Source organism: Paracoccus sp. M683 (assembly GCF_007096355.1).
Lineage (GTDB): Bacteria > Pseudomonadota > Alphaproteobacteria > Rhodobacterales > Rhodobacteraceae > Paracoccus.
The window spans coordinates 51,739-70,179 of sequence record NZ_VKDF01000010.1; the positions used below are offsets into that span (position 1 = coordinate 51,739).

Below are 18,441 nucleotides of genomic sequence, written 5' to 3' on the forward strand. Positions count from 1 at the left end.
CGACCGGGGGGTGCCGGCAATGCACCCGGCGATGCGGCGGGCGGCGGGATGTTGTGATCATCCGGGCGTCTTGATAGGCTTTGTGACCTGCCCTGACAGCGAAAGTATGCGTGATGGATGCCAAGATGGGGTCGGATCATGACCGGTCCGGTTCGCTGACCCAGACTGACGTGACCGTTCTGGCCGAGACCTTTCGCCTGCTGGGCGATCCGTCGCGGTTGCGCATCGTGCTGTGTTGCCTTGAAAGACCGATTGCCGTCAGCGACATCGCGCAGCGGCTGGATCTGTCGGTCTCGCTGGTCAGCCACCATCTGCGGTTGCTGCGTGCCGCCAGGCTGCTGAAGGGCGTGCGACAGTCCAGGCAGATCTTCTATGAGGTCGCGGACGAGCATATCAGCCATATGCTGCAAGACATGGCCAGCCATATCACCGAGGACCATCCGGCCGACTGAAAGCCGCGCGGTCACCTTTTCGCATCCCTGGCAGTGGTGGCTGTCGGGTGATTTTGCCTGGTCGGATGCCCGGTTTCCCGTTCTTGACAATGCAACAGTTGAACAGCTATTCAACTATTGCATTAATCGAATCGGAACACAGCATGACACAGTCGCAGCAGCATGATCATTCCACACATGCCGGTCATGACCATGACCATGACCATGATCACAATCATTCACATGTCCCGACCGTGACCGGGGAAAATGAACGCAAGATCCTGATCTCGTTCTTCATCATTTTCGGCTTCATGCTGGTCGAGGTGGCTGGCGGTATCATCTCTGGCTCGCTGGCGCTTCTGGCGGATGCCGGTCACATGCTGACCGACGCCTTGGCGCTTGGCCTTGCCTATGTTGCCTTCAGGCTTGGCCGCAGGGCGGCCGATGGCAGGCGCAGCTTCGGCTATGCCCGGTTCGAGGTGATCGCCGGGCTTGTCAACGCGCTGACACTGTTCGGCGTCGTGGGTTTCATCCTTTATGAAGCCATCGAACGGTTTCGCGAACCGCAGCCGGTTCTGGCCGGCTCGATGTTCGTGGTTGCCGTCATCGGCATGGTGGTGAACCTGTTCGTTTTGTGGTTCCTGACGCGCGGCGATACCGAGCATGTCAACATCAAGGGCGCAGTCCTGCATGTCATGGGCGATCTGCTGGGATCAGTGGGGGCGATCACTGCGGCCATCGTGATCTGGTATACGGGCTGGACCCCGATCGACCCGATCCTGTCGGTTTTTGTGTCGCTGCTGATCCTGCGCAGCGCGTGGGGCCTGCTGAAGAACACGCTGCATATCCTGCTGGAAGGCGCGCCCCGCGATGCCGATGCCCAGGTGGTGATTCAGCGCCTGAAAGCCGAAATTCCGGGGGTAGAGGATGTCAGCCATGTTCATGTCTGGCAGATCACCTCGGGCCGGGCGCTGGCGACGCTGAAGATACGGCCCGCCGCAGGGGCCGATCTGCGGGCGGTGATCACGCGCGCCGAACAGATGCTGCAATCGGTGTTCAAGATCGAACATCCGACGGTGGGCATCGACTGGACCGGAACCGAGGCTTGCAGCCTTGGACAGCCCGCGCCGCAATCAGGTCATGTCGGGCACAGCCACTGAACCGCTGCGCTATTCCATCACGGCCCAATAGGCGTCGATGGATTCCTGCAAATGGGCGGTCATCGCGGCCTCGGCCTTTTCGGGGTCGCCGGCGCGTATCGCATCGAGGATTTCGACATGGCGCGCAAAGGCCCGCTCGGCCGAGCCTTGCTGCTGCACCGCGACGCGGCGATGTTCGGCCAGCCAGGCCTGAACGGCGGTGTGCAGGGAATCGACAAAGACGTTCTGGCTGACCTTTGCGATGGCCAGATGGAAATCCATGTTCGTTCTGACAAAAGCCTCGGGATCGCCGATGGTCTTGCCATTGGCGTCCAGCGCGGCCTCGATGGTCGCGATCTGATCGGCTGTGGCTGATCGTGCCGCGACACGGGCCAGAAAGGCCTCGAACAGCATCCGCGCCTCTTGCAATTGGCGCAGCCTCTCGGGGCGGGACAGCACGAAACGCGCCGGCCCGCTGAGTTCCTCGATCAGGCGTTCGGCCGTGGGTTCGACCACCCGCGCGCGGCGGCCATTCACCAATTCGATCAGCCCGCTGGTCTGCAAGGCAAACAACGCCTCGCGGATGGCGGTGCGGCTGACCTCGAACCGTTCGCACAGGTCACGTTCAGCTGGCAGGAAGTCGCCCGGCTTCAGGCTGCCATCCACGATCGCCGCTTCGATCTGTTCGACCACCTCTTCATATAGCCGCCTTTTTCGGACCGGTTCGGCGTTCAACATCGCTGCTCTCCTTCGTCGGGACCAGCTTAGACCGATCCTGTCGTTGCATCTACCTTTCATTTGGTATAATAGGTAGACAGCTGATGGGAGGAATCAGCTTCAGGGAGGGAAAGACATGCAATTTGCACGCACGGGCACTGCGATCCTGCTGGCACTGGCTGCATCTGCGGCGCCGGTCATGGCCAAGACGACACTTCAGCTTGCCTCGGTCGAGACGCCGCAGACGGTCTGGGGGCAGGCGGCGCAGCGTTTTGCCGATGGCGTGGCCGAGGCGTCAGCCGGCGAGATCGAGGTGCAACTGGCGCTGTCGGGTTCCACCGGCACCCCGCGCGAAACGCTGGAGGCGCTGACCATCGGCACGAATGACATCGTGATGACGGTGGTGGCGTCGCTGAACACCTATGATCAGATCGCGGCCATCGAAAGCTATCCCTATCTGTTCCGCGACGCCGATCATTTCGGCAAGGTATTCAACGGCCCCGTGGGCGAAGAGCTGCTTGCCGAAATCACCGACCGCACCGGTTTTCGTCTGGTAGGCGCGGGGATGCGCGGGGCGCGCGAAATGGCATCGGTCCGCGCGATCAATACGGTCGATGATCTGGCCGGGCTGAAGATCCGCGTGCCGAATATCGACATCTTCGCGGCAACATGGGCCACGCTTGGCGCCAGCCCGACGCCCATGTCCTCGAACGAGGTCTATAGCGGGTTGCAATCGGGCATTATCGACGCGGTGGAAAACCCGCTGTCGGCGCATCTGCGGTCGAAATATTACGAGGCCGCCGATTATGTCATCATGACCGATCACGTTTATGGCGCCTATACGCTGATCTTTGACGAGGCGCGGTTTTCCAGCCTCAGCGAAGCCGAGCAGCAGATCATTCTGGACGAAGGCCGCAAGGCGATGAACTGGGGCGCCCAGCAGGAACAGGCGCAGGATGCGGCGGACAAGGAAAAGCTGGCTTCGTTCGGGGTCACGATCATCCAGCCCGATCTGGCGCCCTTCCGCGAAAAGGCGGCTGCCGTCGCCGATCAGTTCCCCGATCTGAAGCCCTGGGTCGAGAAGATTCAGGCCGTCGAATAGCAAGGTCGCCGGTTTTTCCGGCCAGCAAAGGAACATTGCCATGCAAGTCCTTCAACGGCTGACCCGTGGCCTGATATGCGGCCTTGGGCTGACCGCCAATCTGCTGCTTGTCGCGATGCTTGCCGTCATCGGGATGCAGGTCCTGGCGCGCTTTGTCCTGGGCGCGCCGACCATGTGGGCCGAGGAACTGGGGCGCTATCTTCTTGTGGCCGTCACCATGCTTGGCTCTGCCATCCTGATGGAGAAGAACGAGCATATCCAGATCGACACATTCGTCGGCATCTTGCCCCCGCGTGTGCAGATCGCGCTTGGCTGGCTGCGCGACGCGATCTCGCTGACGGTTTGCGGCCTGATCGCCTGGTATGGCTGGACGCTGGTTGGCATCGGCGCGCGGCAAAGCTCTACCGGGTTGCCGATCAAGATGTCGCTGCCTTATCTGGCGATCCCGGTGGGGGCCGCGCTGATGGCGCTGGTTCTGGTGCTTGGGCGTCTGAACGGCCAGTCTGGGCGCGAGGGCTGAGAGATGGAACTGGCAATCATTGCGCTGATCCTGACCGGGGTGATCACCTTTTGCATCCTGATCGGCGTGCCGCTGGCGCTGTCGATCATCGCGGGTTCGTTCGCGGCGATCTTTGCCCATGGCGGCGCCAACCCCGTCATCGCGCCACAGCGGCTGTTCGCGGGGATGGACAGCTTTTCGCTGATGGCGATCCCCGCCTTTCTGTTTGCCGGCGCGATCATGTCGAATGGCGGCATCTCGGCCCGGCTGATCGACTTTGGCAATGCGCTTGTCGGGCGATTTACCGGCGGGCTGGCGATTTCGAATGTCCTGAGTTCGCTGATGTTCGGCGGTATTTCGGGATCGGCCGTCGCGGATACGGCAGCCATCGGCGGCACCTTCATCCCCGAAATGAAGAAAGCCGGTTATCCGGCCGGTTATTCGGTGGGCATCACGGCGGCATCCTCGCCGATCTCGCCGCTGATCCCGCCCTCGATTGCCTGGATCGTCTATGCCTATATCACCGATCAGTCGGTCATGCGGATGTTCCTTGCCGGGTTGATCCCCGGATTGCTGTGGGGGCTGGCGCTGATCGTCGCGGCCTGGGCCATCGCGCGGCGCAACCGCTATCCGACGCAGCCGCCGGCATCGTTCAGCACCATCTGGGGCAAGTTCGTCATCGCCTTTCCGGCGCTGGTCACACCGGCGCTGTTGCTGGGCGGCATCCTGTCGGCGCTGTTCACCGTGACCGAGGCATCCGTGGTGCTTGTCGTCTATGCCATGCTGGTTTCGGGGCTGATCTATCGAGAGCTTAGCTGGAAGGTCGTGATCGCGTCGCTGACATCGGCCATGCGGCTGACGGCTGCGGTGATGATCATCCTTGCCGGTGCGTCGTTATTTGCATGGATGCTGGCATGGGTGCATGCGCCCGAAAGCTTTGGCGCATGGTTGCAGGGGTTCGTCTCCACGCCCGTCGCCTTCCTGATCCTCGTCAATATCCTGCTTTTGTTCATCGGAATGGTGATGGAGGTGAACGCAGCCAAGGTGATGCTGCTGCCGGTGCTGTTCCCGATCAGTCAGCAACTGGGCATCGACCCGATCCATTTCGGCGTGGTGGTGACGGTGAACCTGTGCATCGGGCTGATCACCCCGCCCATCGGCATCGTGCTGGCCATCGCAAGCCAGATTGGCAATATCTCGATCGTTCAGGGCACGCGCGCGGTGATGCCGTTCCTGATCGTGGCGCTGGTCGTGCTGATGATCCTGACCTTCGTGCCGGTTCTGTCCACCTTCCTGCCCGATCTGCTGATGGGACCGAGGCAAAGCTGATGGCGATGTTCGACGCGTTCAAACAGCTTGGCACCGCGCTGATCAGCGATGTGCTAGACGAGGCGGGGTTTCACAGCCAGACCCTTGACCCGGCAATCGCGGGCATCGGCGGCGGGGCCGGTGCGGTGGTGGCCTTTTGCGCCCCGGCGGTCTGCGTGCAGGGGCAGCGACAGGTCAATACCGCGATCTCGCCCGGCCCATCCGCGACCATGCCGCTTTATCAACTGCCGATGCTGGCGCGCGGCCATGTGGTTCTGGTTCTGGCGACGGGCGGCTTTCGTGGGGGGGCGGTCACGGGTGGGCTGCTTGCAGATGAACTGGCGCAGGTATCCTGCGCCGGGCTGGTGACCGACGGGCTGGTGCGCGATGTGGGCGAGCTGGATCAGATCGGCCTGCCGATCCGGGCGGCGGGGGCGATCCCGCTGAACGGGGCGCGCCGCTTTTGCCTGACGGGCTGGAACGCGCCCGTGCAGATGCCCGCGCCCGAAGGTGGCACGATCACCGTCCATCCCGGCGATGTTGTTCTGGGTGACCGGGACGGCACGGTCATTGTTCCGCAACAGGCAGCGCCCCAGATATTGGCAATGGGTCAGGAATTGCAGCGGCGCGAGGAACGGCTGCGCATCGGCGCCGCACATCTTTCCCCGGCCGAGCGCGCCGCCGCACGTGCAGCCCGGATGAGCCATGTCAGATGGCTGCGCGGCACAGAAAAGGCAATGTGATGAAATTCGACGGACGCATCCTGATCCTTGGTACGGCACCGCAGGCGGTTCAAAGGCAATTGGCGGGCGAGGATTTGTCGCTGACCGATGCCGGCGATTTGCGGGGCGACATCTCGACCGACGAAATCACGCCGCTGCAAATCATGCTGAACTATGACAGCCGGCTTGCGCGCTTTGCCCATACCGGGCTGACCATCAACGGCGAAAAGCCCTTGGGTGAAAATGCCATCGCGGATGGCAGCTTTTCGGTGCTGGTCGCGGGGCGGCGCTATGGCAAGGGTTCGTCGCGCGAACATTCGCCGCTGGCCGAATATTCCGCCGGTATCCGGCTGGTCATCGCCGAGGGTTTTGAGCGTATCTATCGCCAGAACTGCGATAATATCGGGCTGTTCACCTCGACCGATATGGGCTTGGTCGACCGGATCCGGGCGGGCGAGGATATTCCGGTTGATGAACTGGTTGCCGGGCGCGATCCGCTGGCGCAGGCGATTTTGCGTGCGGGTGGGCTGTTGGCCTATGGCGATCGCTATCTGCGAGATGCCCGGTTGCGGCAGATTCAGACCGATGGCCCGCGCACCTATGCGCAAAAGATCGTCGACCGTTTTGCCTTGCAGGTCGAGGGGCTGGACTGGCAGGCGAGACCCGGAACGGGTGGTTTCGTCCGCGCCGATTTCCGGTTCATTCACGAATATTACACGGCGATGGCGGCGCATATGCTGCACAACCATTACGGCCGCCCGCTGACCCTGTTCGAGCCGCAGAACATCCTGCTGTTCGAAGATCACCTGTCCTATGCCCACCGCTCGCCCACGCATATCAAGTTGGGGCTGCTGCCCGATGTGCGCGCAATCAGCGAGGCGCATCGCACCTTTGGCCGCGAATACGGGCTGACCGATCACGGCTATCTGCTGGGCGAGGAGGGAAGCGAAGGCATCAGCCATGCGATGATGGCCGAAAGCTATGCCTTGCCCGGCCGGATCGTGGTTGGCACCGACAGCCACACACCGCATTCCGGCGCGATCGGCGCATTCGCCTATGGCGTGGGCACGACCGATATGGCCAATGCCTTCATGACCGGCGCGGCGCGGCTGACCATGGCCGAAAGCCTGCTGATACGGCTGGAAGGGCGGCGCAACCCCGGCGTCACCGCCAAGGATATCGTGCTGCATCTGCTGGCCACCGATTTCATCCGCGATGGCGGCGGCGTGGGCAAGATCTTTGAGTTTGCGGGGCCGGTGATCGACGCCATGTCGATTGATGAGCGCACCACCATCACCAATATGGTGGCCGAGCTTGGCGGCCTGACCGGGCTTTGCGCGCCCGATGCCGAAACCGTCCGTTTCCTGAAACAACGCCGAGGCATCGACTTCCCGCTTGAGGACTGGATGCGATCAGACCCCGGCGCGTCCTATGCCGCGACCATCGAACTTGATTGTTCCGGCATCGGGCCGATGCTGGCCAAGCCCGGTGATCCGGGGAATGGTATCGCGCTTGCATCGCTGGATCACGAGGTTCGCGTTGACATCGCCTATGGCGGGTCATGCACCGCCGGAAAGCGCGACGATTTCGACAATTATCACGCTGTCGCCAAATGGGCGCTGGATCACGGGCTTAAGGTGGCTGATGGCGTGAAGCTTTACCTGCAATGCGGCACGATTCAGGTTCGCGATTATTGCCGCGAACAAGGCTATTTCGAAACGTTCGAGGCCATCGGGGCCGAGATGCTTGGCCCGGCCTGCGGATCCTGCGGGCAATGTGGGCCGGGTGTGTCCGAGACGGCGGATCAGGTGACGATTTCTGCGATCAACCGCAACTTTCCCGGTCGCGGCGGCCCCGGAAAGACCTGGCTGGCCAGCCCGCCCACGGTTGTCGCCAGCGCCATCGCAGGCAGGATCTGTTCGTTCGAGCAGCTTCAGGGGGAAACACCCGGCTGATCGGCACGGACTGGCGCCCCGCCGGTTCAGTCGAAGTTGGCAAGAATCTGGCGCAGGGTCTTCAGAAAGCTGTCCAGCTGGTCCGGGGTCAGCCCCTGAACCATGTCCTCTTCGCTTTCCAGCGCCACGGCCATGATCTCGTTATGAACCCGCAGCCCTTCATCGGCCAGTGACCAGCGCCGTTTTCGCGGATCGTTGGGCGCGGAATCAAAACGCAGATAGCCAAGGTCATCGAGGATCTTCAGCGAACGGCTGACCGCCGCCTTGTCCATCTTGATGACCTCGCAGATGCGATGGGCCGAGATCTCTGGCTCGATGTTCAACATCGACATGACGCGCCATTCGGTAATGCCGATGCCAAACCTTTCGCGATAGACAGGCGAAGTCTTGCGCTGCCAGGAATTGCTGATCGCGTTCAGCAGAAAGGGGGCGTAATGCTCGATATCAAGGATGGTTATCCCGTCGCGCGTTTTCGTCGGGCTGTGGATGCGCGCGGCATCGGGGATCCTGTCAGTCATGGCTCTGCCTCGGGTATTGTATTCTGCTGGTAATTGGTTCTCCCGGCCTTGTCACGGGCGACCGCAAATCAGGCGATCAGGTCGCCCGCCTCGGCGGCAAGGCTGGATCGCAGGATTGGCTGGCCTTCGGACTGGGCCATCAGGCGGCGAACCTTCATATGGGTTTTGGCGTCGTTGATGGTTTCAACCGCTGTCAGCACCTCGCCGTCAAAGCGCCAGACAGCGCCGTTTTCGTCCTGATGCGCGCTGTCGCCCGGCCCGGCAAGCCCGGCGATCTGAAGCTTCCAATCCGACTGATCGGACCAGAACCACGGCACCGCCGCATAGGCATCCCGCGCGCCATGCACCAGCCGCCGGGCGATGGCGCGGGCATGATCGGTCGCCGCCTGCACGCTTTCCAGCCGCACCGGCTGGCCCGTGCGAGGATCGGGAAACACCGCGCAATCGCCAAGGGCCGAGATTGCGGGATCGGATGTCGACAGCATGGCATCGACGACGATGCCGTTTTCGACGGTCAGCCCGGCATCGCGGGCCAGTTCGGTATTCGGCACGACACCTGCTGCCAGCAACAGAAGATCGGCGGCGATGCAGGTGCCATCGGCAAGCGCGATCCCGTCTGCCGTCACCTCGGTCACGGGCTGGCCAAGATGCACGACCGTGCCCATGCTGCGATGCATGTCCAGAAAGCGCGCCGACATTTCCGGCGACAACACGCGGGCCATCAACCGTTCTGCGGCCTCGGCCACGGTGACGTGATGACCAAGCGCGCGGGCAACGGCGGCAAACTCCAGCCCGATAAAGCCGCCGCCTATCACCGCCACGCGGCGCGGGCGGTCCAGTTCGGCGCGCAGTCTTGCGGCATCCCGAAGGCTGCGCAGATCAAGCGCGCGGTCCAGGCCGGGGATGGGCGGCCTCAGATTGCGCGTGCCGGTGGCCAGGATCAGGTGGTCATAGGCGAAGTCGCGTCCGCCCGCCCGCACGACCTGCGCTTTCCGGTCGATGGCATCCACCGTGGTCGAATGGTGAAGGTCCACGGCGTTCTTTTCAAAGAAGCTGGCCGGGCGAAGGGTCAGCTTGTCGGCCTCGCCCGATTTCAGATAGGCCTTGGACAGCGGCGGGCGCTGATAGGGCAAGCCGGGTTCTGCCCCGATCAGCGTGATCACCCCGGCATAGCCTTCCTGCCGCAGGCTCATGGCGGCCTGAAAGCCGCCCTGACCTGCGCCAATGATGACCGCGCGGTTCGTCATATCTGGGCCTCGGGCAGATGGATGACCAGACCGTCCAGATCATCCGTCAGCTTGATCTGGCAGGACAGGCGGCTGGTCGGGCGCAGTTCCGAGGCCGCGCATTCCAGCATGTCATCCTCGCCGTCATGGCGTTCGCCGGTGCGCGCAGCCCATTCGTCATCGACATAGCAATGGCAGGTCGCGCACATCATCGAGCCGCCGCATTCGCCGACAATGCCATCGACATCATGGGCGATGGCCGCATGCATGACATTGTCGCCGGCTTCGGCCTGAATTTCGGTTCTGCCGCCATCGGCCGCGATATAGGTCAGTTTCACCATTTTTTCTTCCTCAGGCGGGGATAAGTTTCAGGGGCAGCTGGTCCAGCGCGTGAATGGCGTTATTCGGCCGCCAGACTGCTTCGCCGGCCGGTTCGATCCGCGCCACCTTGCGCGACAGCGCATGCAGGATCGCTTCCATTTCCGCACGCGCGACGTTCTGGCCGACGCAGCCGTGAATGCCCGCGCCAAAGGCCATGTGGCCGGTGGGGCGGCGGTCGATGCGGAAAACCTCGGGGTCCCCCCATTTCTCGGGGTCCATATTGGCGGCGCCAAGGACACAGATGATCTTGGTGCCTTCCTCAACCGGGAAGCCCGCGATTTCGGTATCGTGCCCGGCGGTCCGGCCAAAGGTATGGACGGGCGAGGTAAAGCGCAGCACTTCCTCGACCGCAGGGCGCACCAGCGAGGGGTCGTCGCGCAGCCGCTGCCATTCCTCGGGGTGCTGCGAGAAACACCACAGCGCGTTGCCGATGCCCGTGACGGTCGTGTCAACACCGGCGGACAGGAACGAACGCACCAGCATCGGCGCTTCTTCCTGATCCAGCTCGCCCGTGTCGGCAGCGTCATAGATCATCGCACCAAGCCCGTCATCGGTCAGCCGGTCGCGGGCACAGGCGGCCATGATCCACGGCGCGATTTCCGCGTTGCGTTCCAGTGCCCAACGACGCAGGCGGTTGTCCGGTCCCATGGCGTTGAACACGCAGGCGCCGTAATCGACCAGAATGCGCTGATCCACATCCTTCATGCCTACCGCGCGGGGAAAGACCGCGACGGGGAAGGTCTCGGCCAATTCGGTCACGCCGTCGAAACTGTCTTTTTTCAGCAGGCTGGATACCAGTTCTTCGGCCGTGGCGGCGAACATGTCGACCAGCCCTTTCACCATCTTGGGCGAAAGCGCGCGCGACATGACCTTGCGCGTGCGGGTATGGTCGGGGGGATCCACCTCTAGAATGATCGAGGGCGCACGCCATGGCTTTTCAATCGCGAAGTCGTTCAGCCCCACGCCGCGGGACGAGACGAAATTCTCGTGATCACTGAATACCTTATGCGTCGTTGCATATTGCCCAAGCGCAAGGATCGAAAGGCGCGGGATATAAACCACCGGCCCCTTGGCCCGCAGTTCGGCATAATATTCCAGCGGGTCGCTCAGGATCGCTTCGCCATAGGGGTCGATATCCCAGACGGGGATACCGGGCGCCGGAGTGATGCGTTTGTGGCCTTCGATCAGTTCCATCGTGTTCATGGCATTTCCTCCTGTCATGTCTCAATGCCGACACCGACATGTCGGTGCAGCAGATCGGGTCTTTCCCGTAGTTCGGTGGCGGGGCCGTCAAAGACGATCTGGCCGTTGGACATCAGCACCGCGCGGGTCGCAAAGCTAAGCGCGGCCTCGACATGCTGTTCGACCAGAACCACGGCGCGGGTTCCGTCGGTGGCCAGTTCCTCGAAGGCCGCCATCAGTTGTTCGCAGATAACCGGGGCAAGCCCTTCAAGCGGCTCGTCCAGCAAGATCACCTCGGGGCGGGTCATCAGCGTTCGGGCGATGGCCAGCATCTGTTGTTCGCCACCCGACAACTGCGTGCCGCCATTGCGCCGCCGTTCTTTCAGGCGGGGGAACAGGGTGTAAGCCTCGTCCAGACTGGCATCGCCCCTCATCGCAGAAAGAAGGTTCTCTTCCACCGAAAGCGAGGGGAATATGTCGCGGGTCTGAGGCACCAGCCCCAGACCAGCCGCATTGCGCCGGAAGGGTGCCATCGCACCGATTTCCAGCCCGTGCAGCCGCACCTTGCCGCCATGCAGGCGTGTCAGCCCCATGATGGTGGCAAGCAGCGTTGTCTTGCCCGCACCATTGCGGCCGATGACCGCCAGACGCTCGCCTTTGGTCAGCGAAAGGTCGATACCGCGCAGCACATGCGTCGGCCCATAGCCGGCCGTGACGGCGGAAAGTTCAAGCAGCGGCTCAGCCATGTGCGCCCCCCAGATAAAGTTCGCGCACGCGGGCATCCCCGGCGATCTGCTGTGGTGTGCCCTCGGTCAGGATCTGTCCCGCGACCAGCACGATGATCGAGTTGGCGACGCGGAAAACCAGATCCATGTCATGCTCGATCACCAGCACGGCCAGATCTTTCGGCAGCCGCTCAATCGCCTCGACGATCAGATGCGTTTCGCTGGAGGGCACACCGGCGGCGGGTTCATCCAGGATCAGCACACGCGGCTTCAGGGCCAGCGTCAGGGCCATTTCCACCAGCCGCTGTTGGCCGTAAGCCAGCGAGTCGACGGGGCGTTCCGCCAGCGGGCCCAGTTCGAACTGGTCGATCAGGGTTTGCACCTCTGCCTCGGTTCCCGCATCGCCATTGGCGGCGCGCAGCATGGAATAGCCCAGCCTTTTGCGTTCAATCACCGGCATGCGGATGTTTTCCCGCACGCTGAGCGAAGGAAACAGCGTGGTGATCTGGAAGGTCTTGGCGATGCCCCGCCGCACCCGTGCCGGTTCGTTCAGCGCCGAGATATCTTCGCCGTCGAACCGGATGGTGCCGCTGCTGGGGGGCAGGATTCCCGTCACCAGATTGGCGAAGGTGGATTTGCCTGCCCCGTTCGGGCCGATCAGCGCCTTGCGTGCGCCGGGCGGCAGGTCCAGGTCGATATTTTCCGACACGGTCAGCCCGCCGAAGTGCTTTGACAATCCGCGAACTTCAAGCCCCTTGGATTCAGGTCCCTGCATCGCGCCCTCCCTTGAAGATTTGCGTCAGCGCGGCGGGCATCGAGATAAGCCCCTTGGGCAGCAGAAAGACCACCGCCAGCACCATCGCGCCGATGACGAAAAGCCAGTTGAACGGATCATTCGACGCAGCCGTGTGATGCGCCCACATGAAGACGAAGGTGCCGATGGCGGCGCCGTAAAGACGCCCGGTGCCGCCCAGGATCAGCATGATCAGTGCCTCGGCCGACAGCACGAAGGCAAAGGTTTCAAGGCTGACAAGCTGGGTGATCTGCGCGGTCAGGGCGCCCGCAATCCCGGCAATCGCGCCGCCGATGGTATAGGCCGCCACCCGGCGCCAATAGACCGACACCCCGATTGCGCCCATACGTGCGGGGCTTTCATGAATGCCGCGCAGCGACAGGCCAAAGGATGACCGGCCCAGCACCATCAGGAAGCAGAAGATGACGGCGACTACGATCAGCGCATACCAATAGCCGACCTGCCCGACAAAATCGAACTCGAACAGGCCAAGGACCGGGTCCATCCGAATACCGCGCAGCCCGTCCGCACCGCCGGTGATGTCACGGGCGCGGTTGGCGATCTCGGCGCAGATCTGTGCGACGGCGATGGTCAGCATGATGACCGTAAGCCCCTGCGCCCGCAGGATCACCAGCCCGGATACCAGCGCCAGAATCGCGCCAGCCACCGCACCGGCCACCAGCCCGGCCAGCGGATCGGCCCAGACATGGATGGCAAACAGCCCCGCCGCATAGGCGCCAGCGCCATACATCGCCGCCTGTCCAAGCGTCGCGATGCCGGCATAGCCAAGCACCAGATCAAGTGACAGCACCAACAGCACCATGATCAGGATACGGGTCAGAAAGGCCAGGTTATAAGGCAGCAGGAAATACAGCCCGACTGCCACGGCCAGAAGGATCAGGGGAACAAAACGACCCATGGCTTACGCCCTCCCCATCAGGCCCTGCGGACGCAAGGCAAGCAGCGCGATGACCAGCGCGAAAAAGGCGATGGTGGCGATGTCGGGAACCAGATAGCGGGCGGCCGTCTCGGTCAGTCCGATACCAAGTGCTGCGGCGAATGAACCAGGGATGGAACCCATGCCGCCGATTGCGACGACGATCAGGAACAGCACCATATAGCGCAGCGGGTAATAGGCGTCGATCGGCAGCAGTTCTGCCCCGAAGATGCCGCCGATCGCGGCAAGGCCGGCGCCGATACCGAAACTGGCCATATAGATCTTGCCCGTGTCGATCCCGATGGATGATGCGGTTGCGCGGTTATCCACCGCCGCTCGCAGCTTGATGCCAAAGCGGGTGCGGTCGATCAGCCACCACAGGCCAATGATCACCGCAAGGCCAAGCGCGATCACGAAAATCCGATGGAAGGGCAGGGTGCGGAAGCCCAGATCGACCGGCTGCGAAAGCGCCGAAGGCAGTGGAATGGACAGAAGGCTTGACCCCTGCCACAGGTTCACGCTTGCGATCATCAGGAAGGTAAGCCCGATGGTGGCCAGCACCTGCTGCAACTCTCCGAAATCATAGATCCGGCGATAGATCAGGCGTTCCAGCGGAAGGGCCAGCGCGACGGTTCCCGCCACGGCCAGCGGCACCGCCAGCCAGAAGCCAAACCCCAGATCCTGCAGCAACCAATGTGCCAGCGCGCCGCCGATCATGGCGAATCCGCCATGGGCAAGATTGACCACCCGCATCAGCCCCATCGTGACCGAAAGACCGACCGCGATCATGAAGAGGATCATCCCGTAGGCGACACCGTCCACGGCTATATTCAGCAATAATGACATGTCTGTGTCCTGTTCAGGTCGGGTGCCGCGAGGGGTGCCCCGCGGCTTTCCCGATCACTTGTCCCAGCCCAGATCGCCGACAGTGGCGATGATACCCTTCTCGGTATTCTGAAGAAGGTTGGTGTCGGGGTTGCGCTCGACCTCGCGGATATAGACGTTCTGGATGACGGTCCGCGTTTCCGGGTCCATTTTCAGCGGACCGCGCGGGCTTTCCCATTCCAGCGATTTAACCGCCTCGACTGCGGCAGGCCCGTCCGATCCGGCAGCAGCGACCATTTGATAGATAAGATGCACGCCGTCATAGGCACCAACCGAAGCCCAGTTGGCGATGGCTTTGGGATCCAGCTCGTTCAGCTTGGCAAGGAAGGCGCGGTTGGCGTCTGAATCATGCGCGCCGGAATAGTGATAGGCGGTGGTCAAACCAATGGCCGCATCGCCCAGACCCTGAAGATTGACCTCTTCCGTCTCGGCGGTTCCCAGAAAGCGGATGCCTTCGGCCTTCAGGCCGTTCTCGTTATAGGTCTTGGTAAAGGTGAAGGTGGGTGGCCCGCCCGGCAGGAAGGCGAAGACCGCATCGGGTTTCTGGTCGCGCACCCGCTGGATGAAGGGGGTGAAATCGGTCGTCGACAGCGGCATGCGGATCTCGTCGATCACTTCGCCGCCCTTTGCCTCGAACGCCTCGCGAAAGGCGTTTTCGGCGTCGATGCCGGGGCCGTAATCCGTAACCGTCGTGGCCACGGTGCGAATGCCCTGATCATAGGCCCATTCGGCCAGCGGAACCGAAACCTGCCACAGTGTATAGCTGGTGCGCAGGAAGAACTCGCTGTCCTTGTTGATCGCGGATGTTGCGGCGTTGAAGATCACCGTGGGGGTTTCGGATTGCGTCGCCATCGAGGCCACGGCAAGCGCGTTCGGCGTGAAGGTGAAACCGGCAAGATAATCCACCCGGTCGCGGATCAGCAGTTCCTGCGCCAGCGCGCGCGCCTGATCGGGGTTGGTGCCGCCGACATCCTTATAGATGAATTCGATCTCATGCTCGCCGGCGGTCTTGCCGTGCTGGGCCTGATAGGCCTCGATCGCCTGCCGATACTGGGTGCCGTATTGTGCGAACGGCCCCGAGAATGAGGCGATTACGCCCACCTTGATCGTATCTGCCCAGGCTGCGCCTGTTACGCATGTCGCAATCGCCAGCGCCAGTGCGGCGCCCTGTTTCAAGCTCATGTCTTCCTCCCGTTTGCGCGGCCGGCTCCTCCTGCGCCGCGATCTGGTTTACCGGCCCCGGTCACGGGGATGGCTTTGATCGGGACGCGCAGCATTGCCGCGAATCCCGCTCTGGCTGTCGTCGATCGTCGTCTTTCTGGTTGGTGAAGCTCATCAAGTTGATGAATCAACATTGGCGAAATTAAGGATTCGAGATGATGTGTCAACTAAGTTTCGATCTCGCATCGTGCAGATCAGACTAAAGTGGTGGGCGGTTGTGTTTGCCGGTTCCGGCTTGTCCAGGGCGGGGCGGGGGCGGGCATGGCGTCACACATGCGTCGACGATTCATATCTTGATGATTGATTTAATTTGATGAATTTGGCGCCGGTCCGCGCGTCGGCCGGTCGTGGAATCTCGCGCGCCATGCATGGCGATGTGGAATGCGCCGCCATTTGGAAAATGATTCCGAATGGCGGCGGGTTATGGTCAGGCAGGTGTCTGTCACCGGGGGCAGAGGGTGACCGGCGGGCAGTCCTGCCGAATCATCAGGGGGGATGGCTGGTCGGGCGACGCTCTGCCATGGGCGGGGCCGCCCTCGCGGTATCAGAAGGGAAGGCCGACATAGTTCTCGGCAAGATCGCGGCGGGCCGTTTCCGAATGCGCCAGATGGTCCAGCGTCGCCTTGCGCATCTGTTCGGCAAAGGCGTCCTCGCCGTCGAAACGGTGCAGCATCGTCGTCATTTGCCAGCTGAAGCGCATGGCCTTCCAGACCCTGGCAAGCGCGCGGGCAGGGTAGTCGTCGATCCCGGCTGTGCCCTTGCCCATCACGGCCTCGACCAGCGCGCCATGCAGGTAATGGACATCCGACGCCGCAAGGTTCAGGCCCTTTGCGCCGGTCGGCGGAACGATATGGGCGCTGTCACCGACAAGGAAAAGATTGCCCCAACGCAAGGGTTCCGAGACGAAGGACCGCAACGGCGCAATGGATTTCTCGATCGAGGGGCCGGTGACCAGGCGCTCTGCGGCGTCCGAGGGAATCCGCCGGGCGAACTCGTCCCAGAAACGCTGATCCGACCAGTCCTCGACCTTGTCGGACAGCGGAACCTGCACGTAATAGCGCACCAGGTTCTCGTTGCGCATCGAGGCCAGTGCAAAGCCGCGGCGCGAGTTTGAATAGATCAGCTCGTCACTGACCGGCGGCGTCTCGGACAGGATACCCAGCCAACCAAAGGGATAGACCCGTTCGAACTCGCGCCGTTTTTCGTCGGGAATCGTCTTGCGGGATACGCCGTGAAACCCGTCACAGCCCGCGACATACAGGCATTCCAGACGCTTGCGCAGGCCCTGATGGGTGAAATCGACATGGGATCGCGCCTGATCCAGATCGCTGATCACGACATCGGTGACCTCGTGCAGGATCGAGGTCCCCTGCTGGTCCTGCGCGGCATACAGGTCTTGCGTCACTTCGGTCTGGCCATAGACCATGACCTGCTTGCCGGTCAGTGCCTGAAAGTCGATATGCACCATCGTTTCGTCATCGGCCAGATTGCAGCCGTCATGGGGGATGCCCTCGGCATCCATCCGCGCGCCGACGCCAGCCTCGTGCAGCAGCTGAACCGTGCCGCCTTCCAGAATGCCGGCGCGGATCCGTGACAGGACGCGCTCGCGACTGCTGCGTTCAAGGATGACGGTCGCCACCCCCGCGCGGTTCAGCAGCTGTGACAAAAGCAGCCCCGAGGGGCCGCCGCCGATGATGGCGACTTGCGTTGTGATCGTGGTCATATGCGTATTCTCCCGGATTTCTCGGAGAGATTATCTTGGTGACTTGTCGGTGCGAATGGACGGGTCCGGCATTGGCTGGTATTTTTCGTGCATGAGCGACGCTGGCACTATTCCCGTATTCAACCTGTTTTGCGAAACCGCCGTCTTTCCCGACGTGGTGCATTGTGAACGTGTGCTTGACCGGGCCGGCCTGCATGACTGGGTGATCTCGCCGCATAGGCATGGTCAGATGTCACAGATCTTCCATATCGAGCGCGGCTCGGCCCGGCTGACGCTGGATGGCGCCAGCAGCCGGCTTGAGGCCGGCGAATATCTGTTCATGCCGCCACAGGTCGTCCACGGCTTTGCTTTTTCGCAAGGAACCGAGGGCGTGGTGCTGTCATTCCCGTCGCCCGTCATTGCCCGCCTCGGCCCGCGGACGGCGGCGCTGAATGCATGGCTGGCCGTCCCGCAGCAGGGGCCGGTGTCGCCGGCGACCGCCCAACTTATCGCCATGACCGCCGAAATCTATGGTTCGGCCGGGATGTTTCGCGCCCAAAGGCTGATCGCTGTCGCCCATGCATTGCTGGCGGGGCTGGCCGAAGAAAGCCTTGCCCGCGATGGTGCGGTGCAAGAGGCCGGCCGCCAGATGCAGCGGCTTGACGGGCTGATCGCGGAACATCAGGGCAAGGGCTGGGGGGCGCGTGACTATGCCTCGGCGCTGCATGTCACGACCGGCCATCTGAACCGCATCGTGCGCGGGGCGACGGGTCGCAGCCTGACCACCTATCTGGAAACGGCGCTGATGACCGAGGCCTGCCGTCTGATCGCCTTTACCCGTCTGCCCCTGGCCGAAGTGGGCTATCGCTTGGGGTTCCCCGACCCGTCCTATTTCTCGCGCCGCTTTCGCCTGCGCGTGGGCCGCTCGCCAACCGATTATCGCGCCACCGTTCTGAATGGCGGTAAGGATCTGCCGTAACGCCCGCCGGCATCCGCCG

General features: G+C 62.6%; 19 protein-coding genes. 8 read left to right on the top strand and 11 right to left on the bottom strand.

Going from position 1 to position 18,441, the window contains the following annotated elements; genetic code table 11:
- Nucleotides 1–113 precede the first annotated feature (113 nt).
- Both FNJ84_RS16495 and FNJ84_RS16500 read left to right on the top strand, forming a co-directional pair.
- Nucleotides 114–452 (top strand): helix-turn-helix transcriptional regulator, encoded by a 339-nt coding sequence (locus tag FNJ84_RS16495; protein ID WP_143794456.1) that lies wholly within the window; start codon nucleotides 114–116, stop codon nucleotides 450–452.
- A gap of 143 nt (nucleotides 453–595) precedes the next feature.
- Entirely contained in the window at nucleotides 596–1,591 is a 996-nt protein-coding gene (locus FNJ84_RS16500; protein ID WP_143794406.1) for a cation diffusion facilitator family transporter, read from the top strand.
- A 9-nt stretch (nucleotides 1,592–1,600) separates the two neighbouring features.
- On the opposite strand, the gene FNJ84_RS16505 is transcribed toward FNJ84_RS16500, so the two are convergent.
- A complete protein-coding gene (locus FNJ84_RS16505; protein WP_185968570.1) occupies nucleotides 1,601–2,308 on the bottom strand; it encodes an FCD domain-containing protein in 708 nt (235 codons plus the stop codon).
- A gap of 115 nt (nucleotides 2,309–2,423) precedes the next feature.
- Here FNJ84_RS16505 and FNJ84_RS16510 point away from each other — a divergent pair, with 115 nt between their 5' ends.
- From FNJ84_RS16510 to FNJ84_RS16530, 5 genes are read left to right on the top strand one after another with little or no spacing between them, the layout of a single operon-like run.
- Nucleotides 2,424–3,389 (top strand): TRAP transporter substrate-binding protein, encoded by a 966-nt coding sequence (locus FNJ84_RS16510; protein ID WP_143794408.1) that lies wholly within the window; start codon nucleotides 2,424–2,426, stop codon nucleotides 3,387–3,389.
- A 40-nt stretch (nucleotides 3,390–3,429) separates the two neighbouring features.
- Nucleotides 3,430–3,909 carry a TRAP transporter small permease gene (locus tag FNJ84_RS16515; protein WP_143794409.1) on the top strand — a complete coding sequence of 160 codons (480 nt, stop codon included), beginning with the start codon at nucleotides 3,430–3,432 and terminating at the stop codon, nucleotides 3,907–3,909.
- 3 nt (nucleotides 3,910–3,912) lie between these two features.
- Nucleotides 3,913–5,217 (top strand): TRAP transporter large permease, encoded by a 1,305-nt coding sequence (locus FNJ84_RS16520; RefSeq protein ID WP_143794410.1) that lies wholly within the window; start codon nucleotides 3,913–3,915, stop codon nucleotides 5,215–5,217.
- Nucleotides 5,217–5,939: an RraA family protein gene (locus tag FNJ84_RS16525; protein ID WP_143794411.1), complete on the top strand. Its 723-nt coding sequence runs from the start codon at nucleotides 5,217–5,219 to the stop codon at nucleotides 5,937–5,939. The genes FNJ84_RS16520 and FNJ84_RS16525 overlap by 1 nt, the downstream gene beginning before the upstream one ends.
- Entirely contained in the window at nucleotides 5,939–7,873 is a 1,935-nt protein-coding gene (locus FNJ84_RS16530; RefSeq protein ID WP_185968571.1) for an aconitase family protein, read from the top strand. The genes FNJ84_RS16525 and FNJ84_RS16530 overlap by 1 nt, the downstream gene beginning before the upstream one ends.
- A gap of 26 nt (nucleotides 7,874–7,899) precedes the next feature.
- On the opposite strand, the gene FNJ84_RS16535 is transcribed toward FNJ84_RS16530, so the two are convergent.
- The 10 genes from FNJ84_RS16535 to pobA form a co-directional block, all read right to left on the bottom strand.
- A complete protein-coding gene (locus FNJ84_RS16535) occupies nucleotides 7,900–8,391 on the bottom strand; it encodes a MarR family winged helix-turn-helix transcriptional regulator (protein WP_143794413.1) in 492 nt (163 codons plus the stop codon).
- 68 nt (nucleotides 8,392–8,459) lie between these two features.
- Nucleotides 8,460–9,638: an NAD(P)/FAD-dependent oxidoreductase gene (locus FNJ84_RS16540; protein WP_143794414.1), complete on the bottom strand. Its 1,179-nt coding sequence runs from the start codon at nucleotides 9,636–9,638 to the stop codon at nucleotides 8,460–8,462.
- Nucleotides 9,635–9,958 (bottom strand): 2Fe-2S iron-sulfur cluster-binding protein, encoded by a 324-nt coding sequence (locus FNJ84_RS16545; RefSeq protein WP_143794415.1) that lies wholly within the window; start codon nucleotides 9,956–9,958, stop codon nucleotides 9,635–9,637. The genes FNJ84_RS16540 and FNJ84_RS16545 overlap by 4 nt, the downstream gene beginning before the upstream one ends.
- Before the next feature lie 10 nt (nucleotides 9,959–9,968).
- On the bottom strand, nucleotides 9,969–11,201 hold the full coding sequence (locus FNJ84_RS16550) for a cytochrome P450 (RefSeq protein WP_255471260.1): 1,233 nt from the start codon (nucleotides 11,199–11,201) through the stop codon (nucleotides 9,969–9,971).
- Between the two features lie 14 nt (nucleotides 11,202–11,215).
- Nucleotides 11,216–11,926 carry an ABC transporter ATP-binding protein gene (locus tag FNJ84_RS16555; protein ID WP_143794416.1) on the bottom strand — a complete coding sequence of 237 codons (711 nt, stop codon included), beginning with the start codon at nucleotides 11,924–11,926 and terminating at the stop codon, nucleotides 11,216–11,218.
- Complete coding sequence (locus tag FNJ84_RS16560; RefSeq protein ID WP_143794417.1) at nucleotides 11,919–12,680, bottom strand: ABC transporter ATP-binding protein; 762 nt, start codon at nucleotides 12,678–12,680, stop codon at nucleotides 11,919–11,921. Before FNJ84_RS16560 ends, FNJ84_RS16555 begins: the two co-directional genes overlap by 8 nt.
- Nucleotides 12,667–13,617 carry a branched-chain amino acid ABC transporter permease gene (locus FNJ84_RS16565; RefSeq protein WP_143794418.1) on the bottom strand — a complete coding sequence of 317 codons (951 nt, stop codon included), beginning with the start codon at nucleotides 13,615–13,617 and terminating at the stop codon, nucleotides 12,667–12,669. The genes FNJ84_RS16560 and FNJ84_RS16565 overlap by 14 nt, the downstream gene beginning before the upstream one ends.
- A gap of 3 nt (nucleotides 13,618–13,620) precedes the next feature.
- The gene (locus FNJ84_RS16570; RefSeq protein ID WP_143794419.1) at nucleotides 13,621–14,481 is read right to left on the bottom strand and encodes a branched-chain amino acid ABC transporter permease; all 861 of its coding nucleotides are present in this window, start codon (nucleotides 14,479–14,481) and stop codon (nucleotides 13,621–13,623) included.
- A 54-nt stretch (nucleotides 14,482–14,535) separates the two neighbouring features.
- On the bottom strand, nucleotides 14,536–15,702 hold the full coding sequence (locus FNJ84_RS16575) for an ABC transporter substrate-binding protein (protein WP_143794420.1): 1,167 nt from the start codon (nucleotides 15,700–15,702) through the stop codon (nucleotides 14,536–14,538).
- A gap of 583 nt (nucleotides 15,703–16,285) precedes the next feature.
- Nucleotides 16,286–17,464 carry a 4-hydroxybenzoate 3-monooxygenase gene (pobA, locus tag FNJ84_RS16580; RefSeq protein WP_143794421.1) on the bottom strand — a complete coding sequence of 393 codons (1,179 nt, stop codon included), beginning with the start codon at nucleotides 17,462–17,464 and terminating at the stop codon, nucleotides 16,286–16,288.
- Nucleotides 17,465–17,555: 91 nt separating this feature from the next.
- Between pobA and FNJ84_RS16585 the strand changes: the two genes are divergently transcribed.
- Nucleotides 17,556–18,422 (top strand): helix-turn-helix domain-containing protein, encoded by an 867-nt coding sequence (locus FNJ84_RS16585; protein WP_255471261.1) that lies wholly within the window; start codon nucleotides 17,556–17,558, stop codon nucleotides 18,420–18,422.
- Nucleotides 18,423–18,441 lie beyond the last annotated feature (19 nt).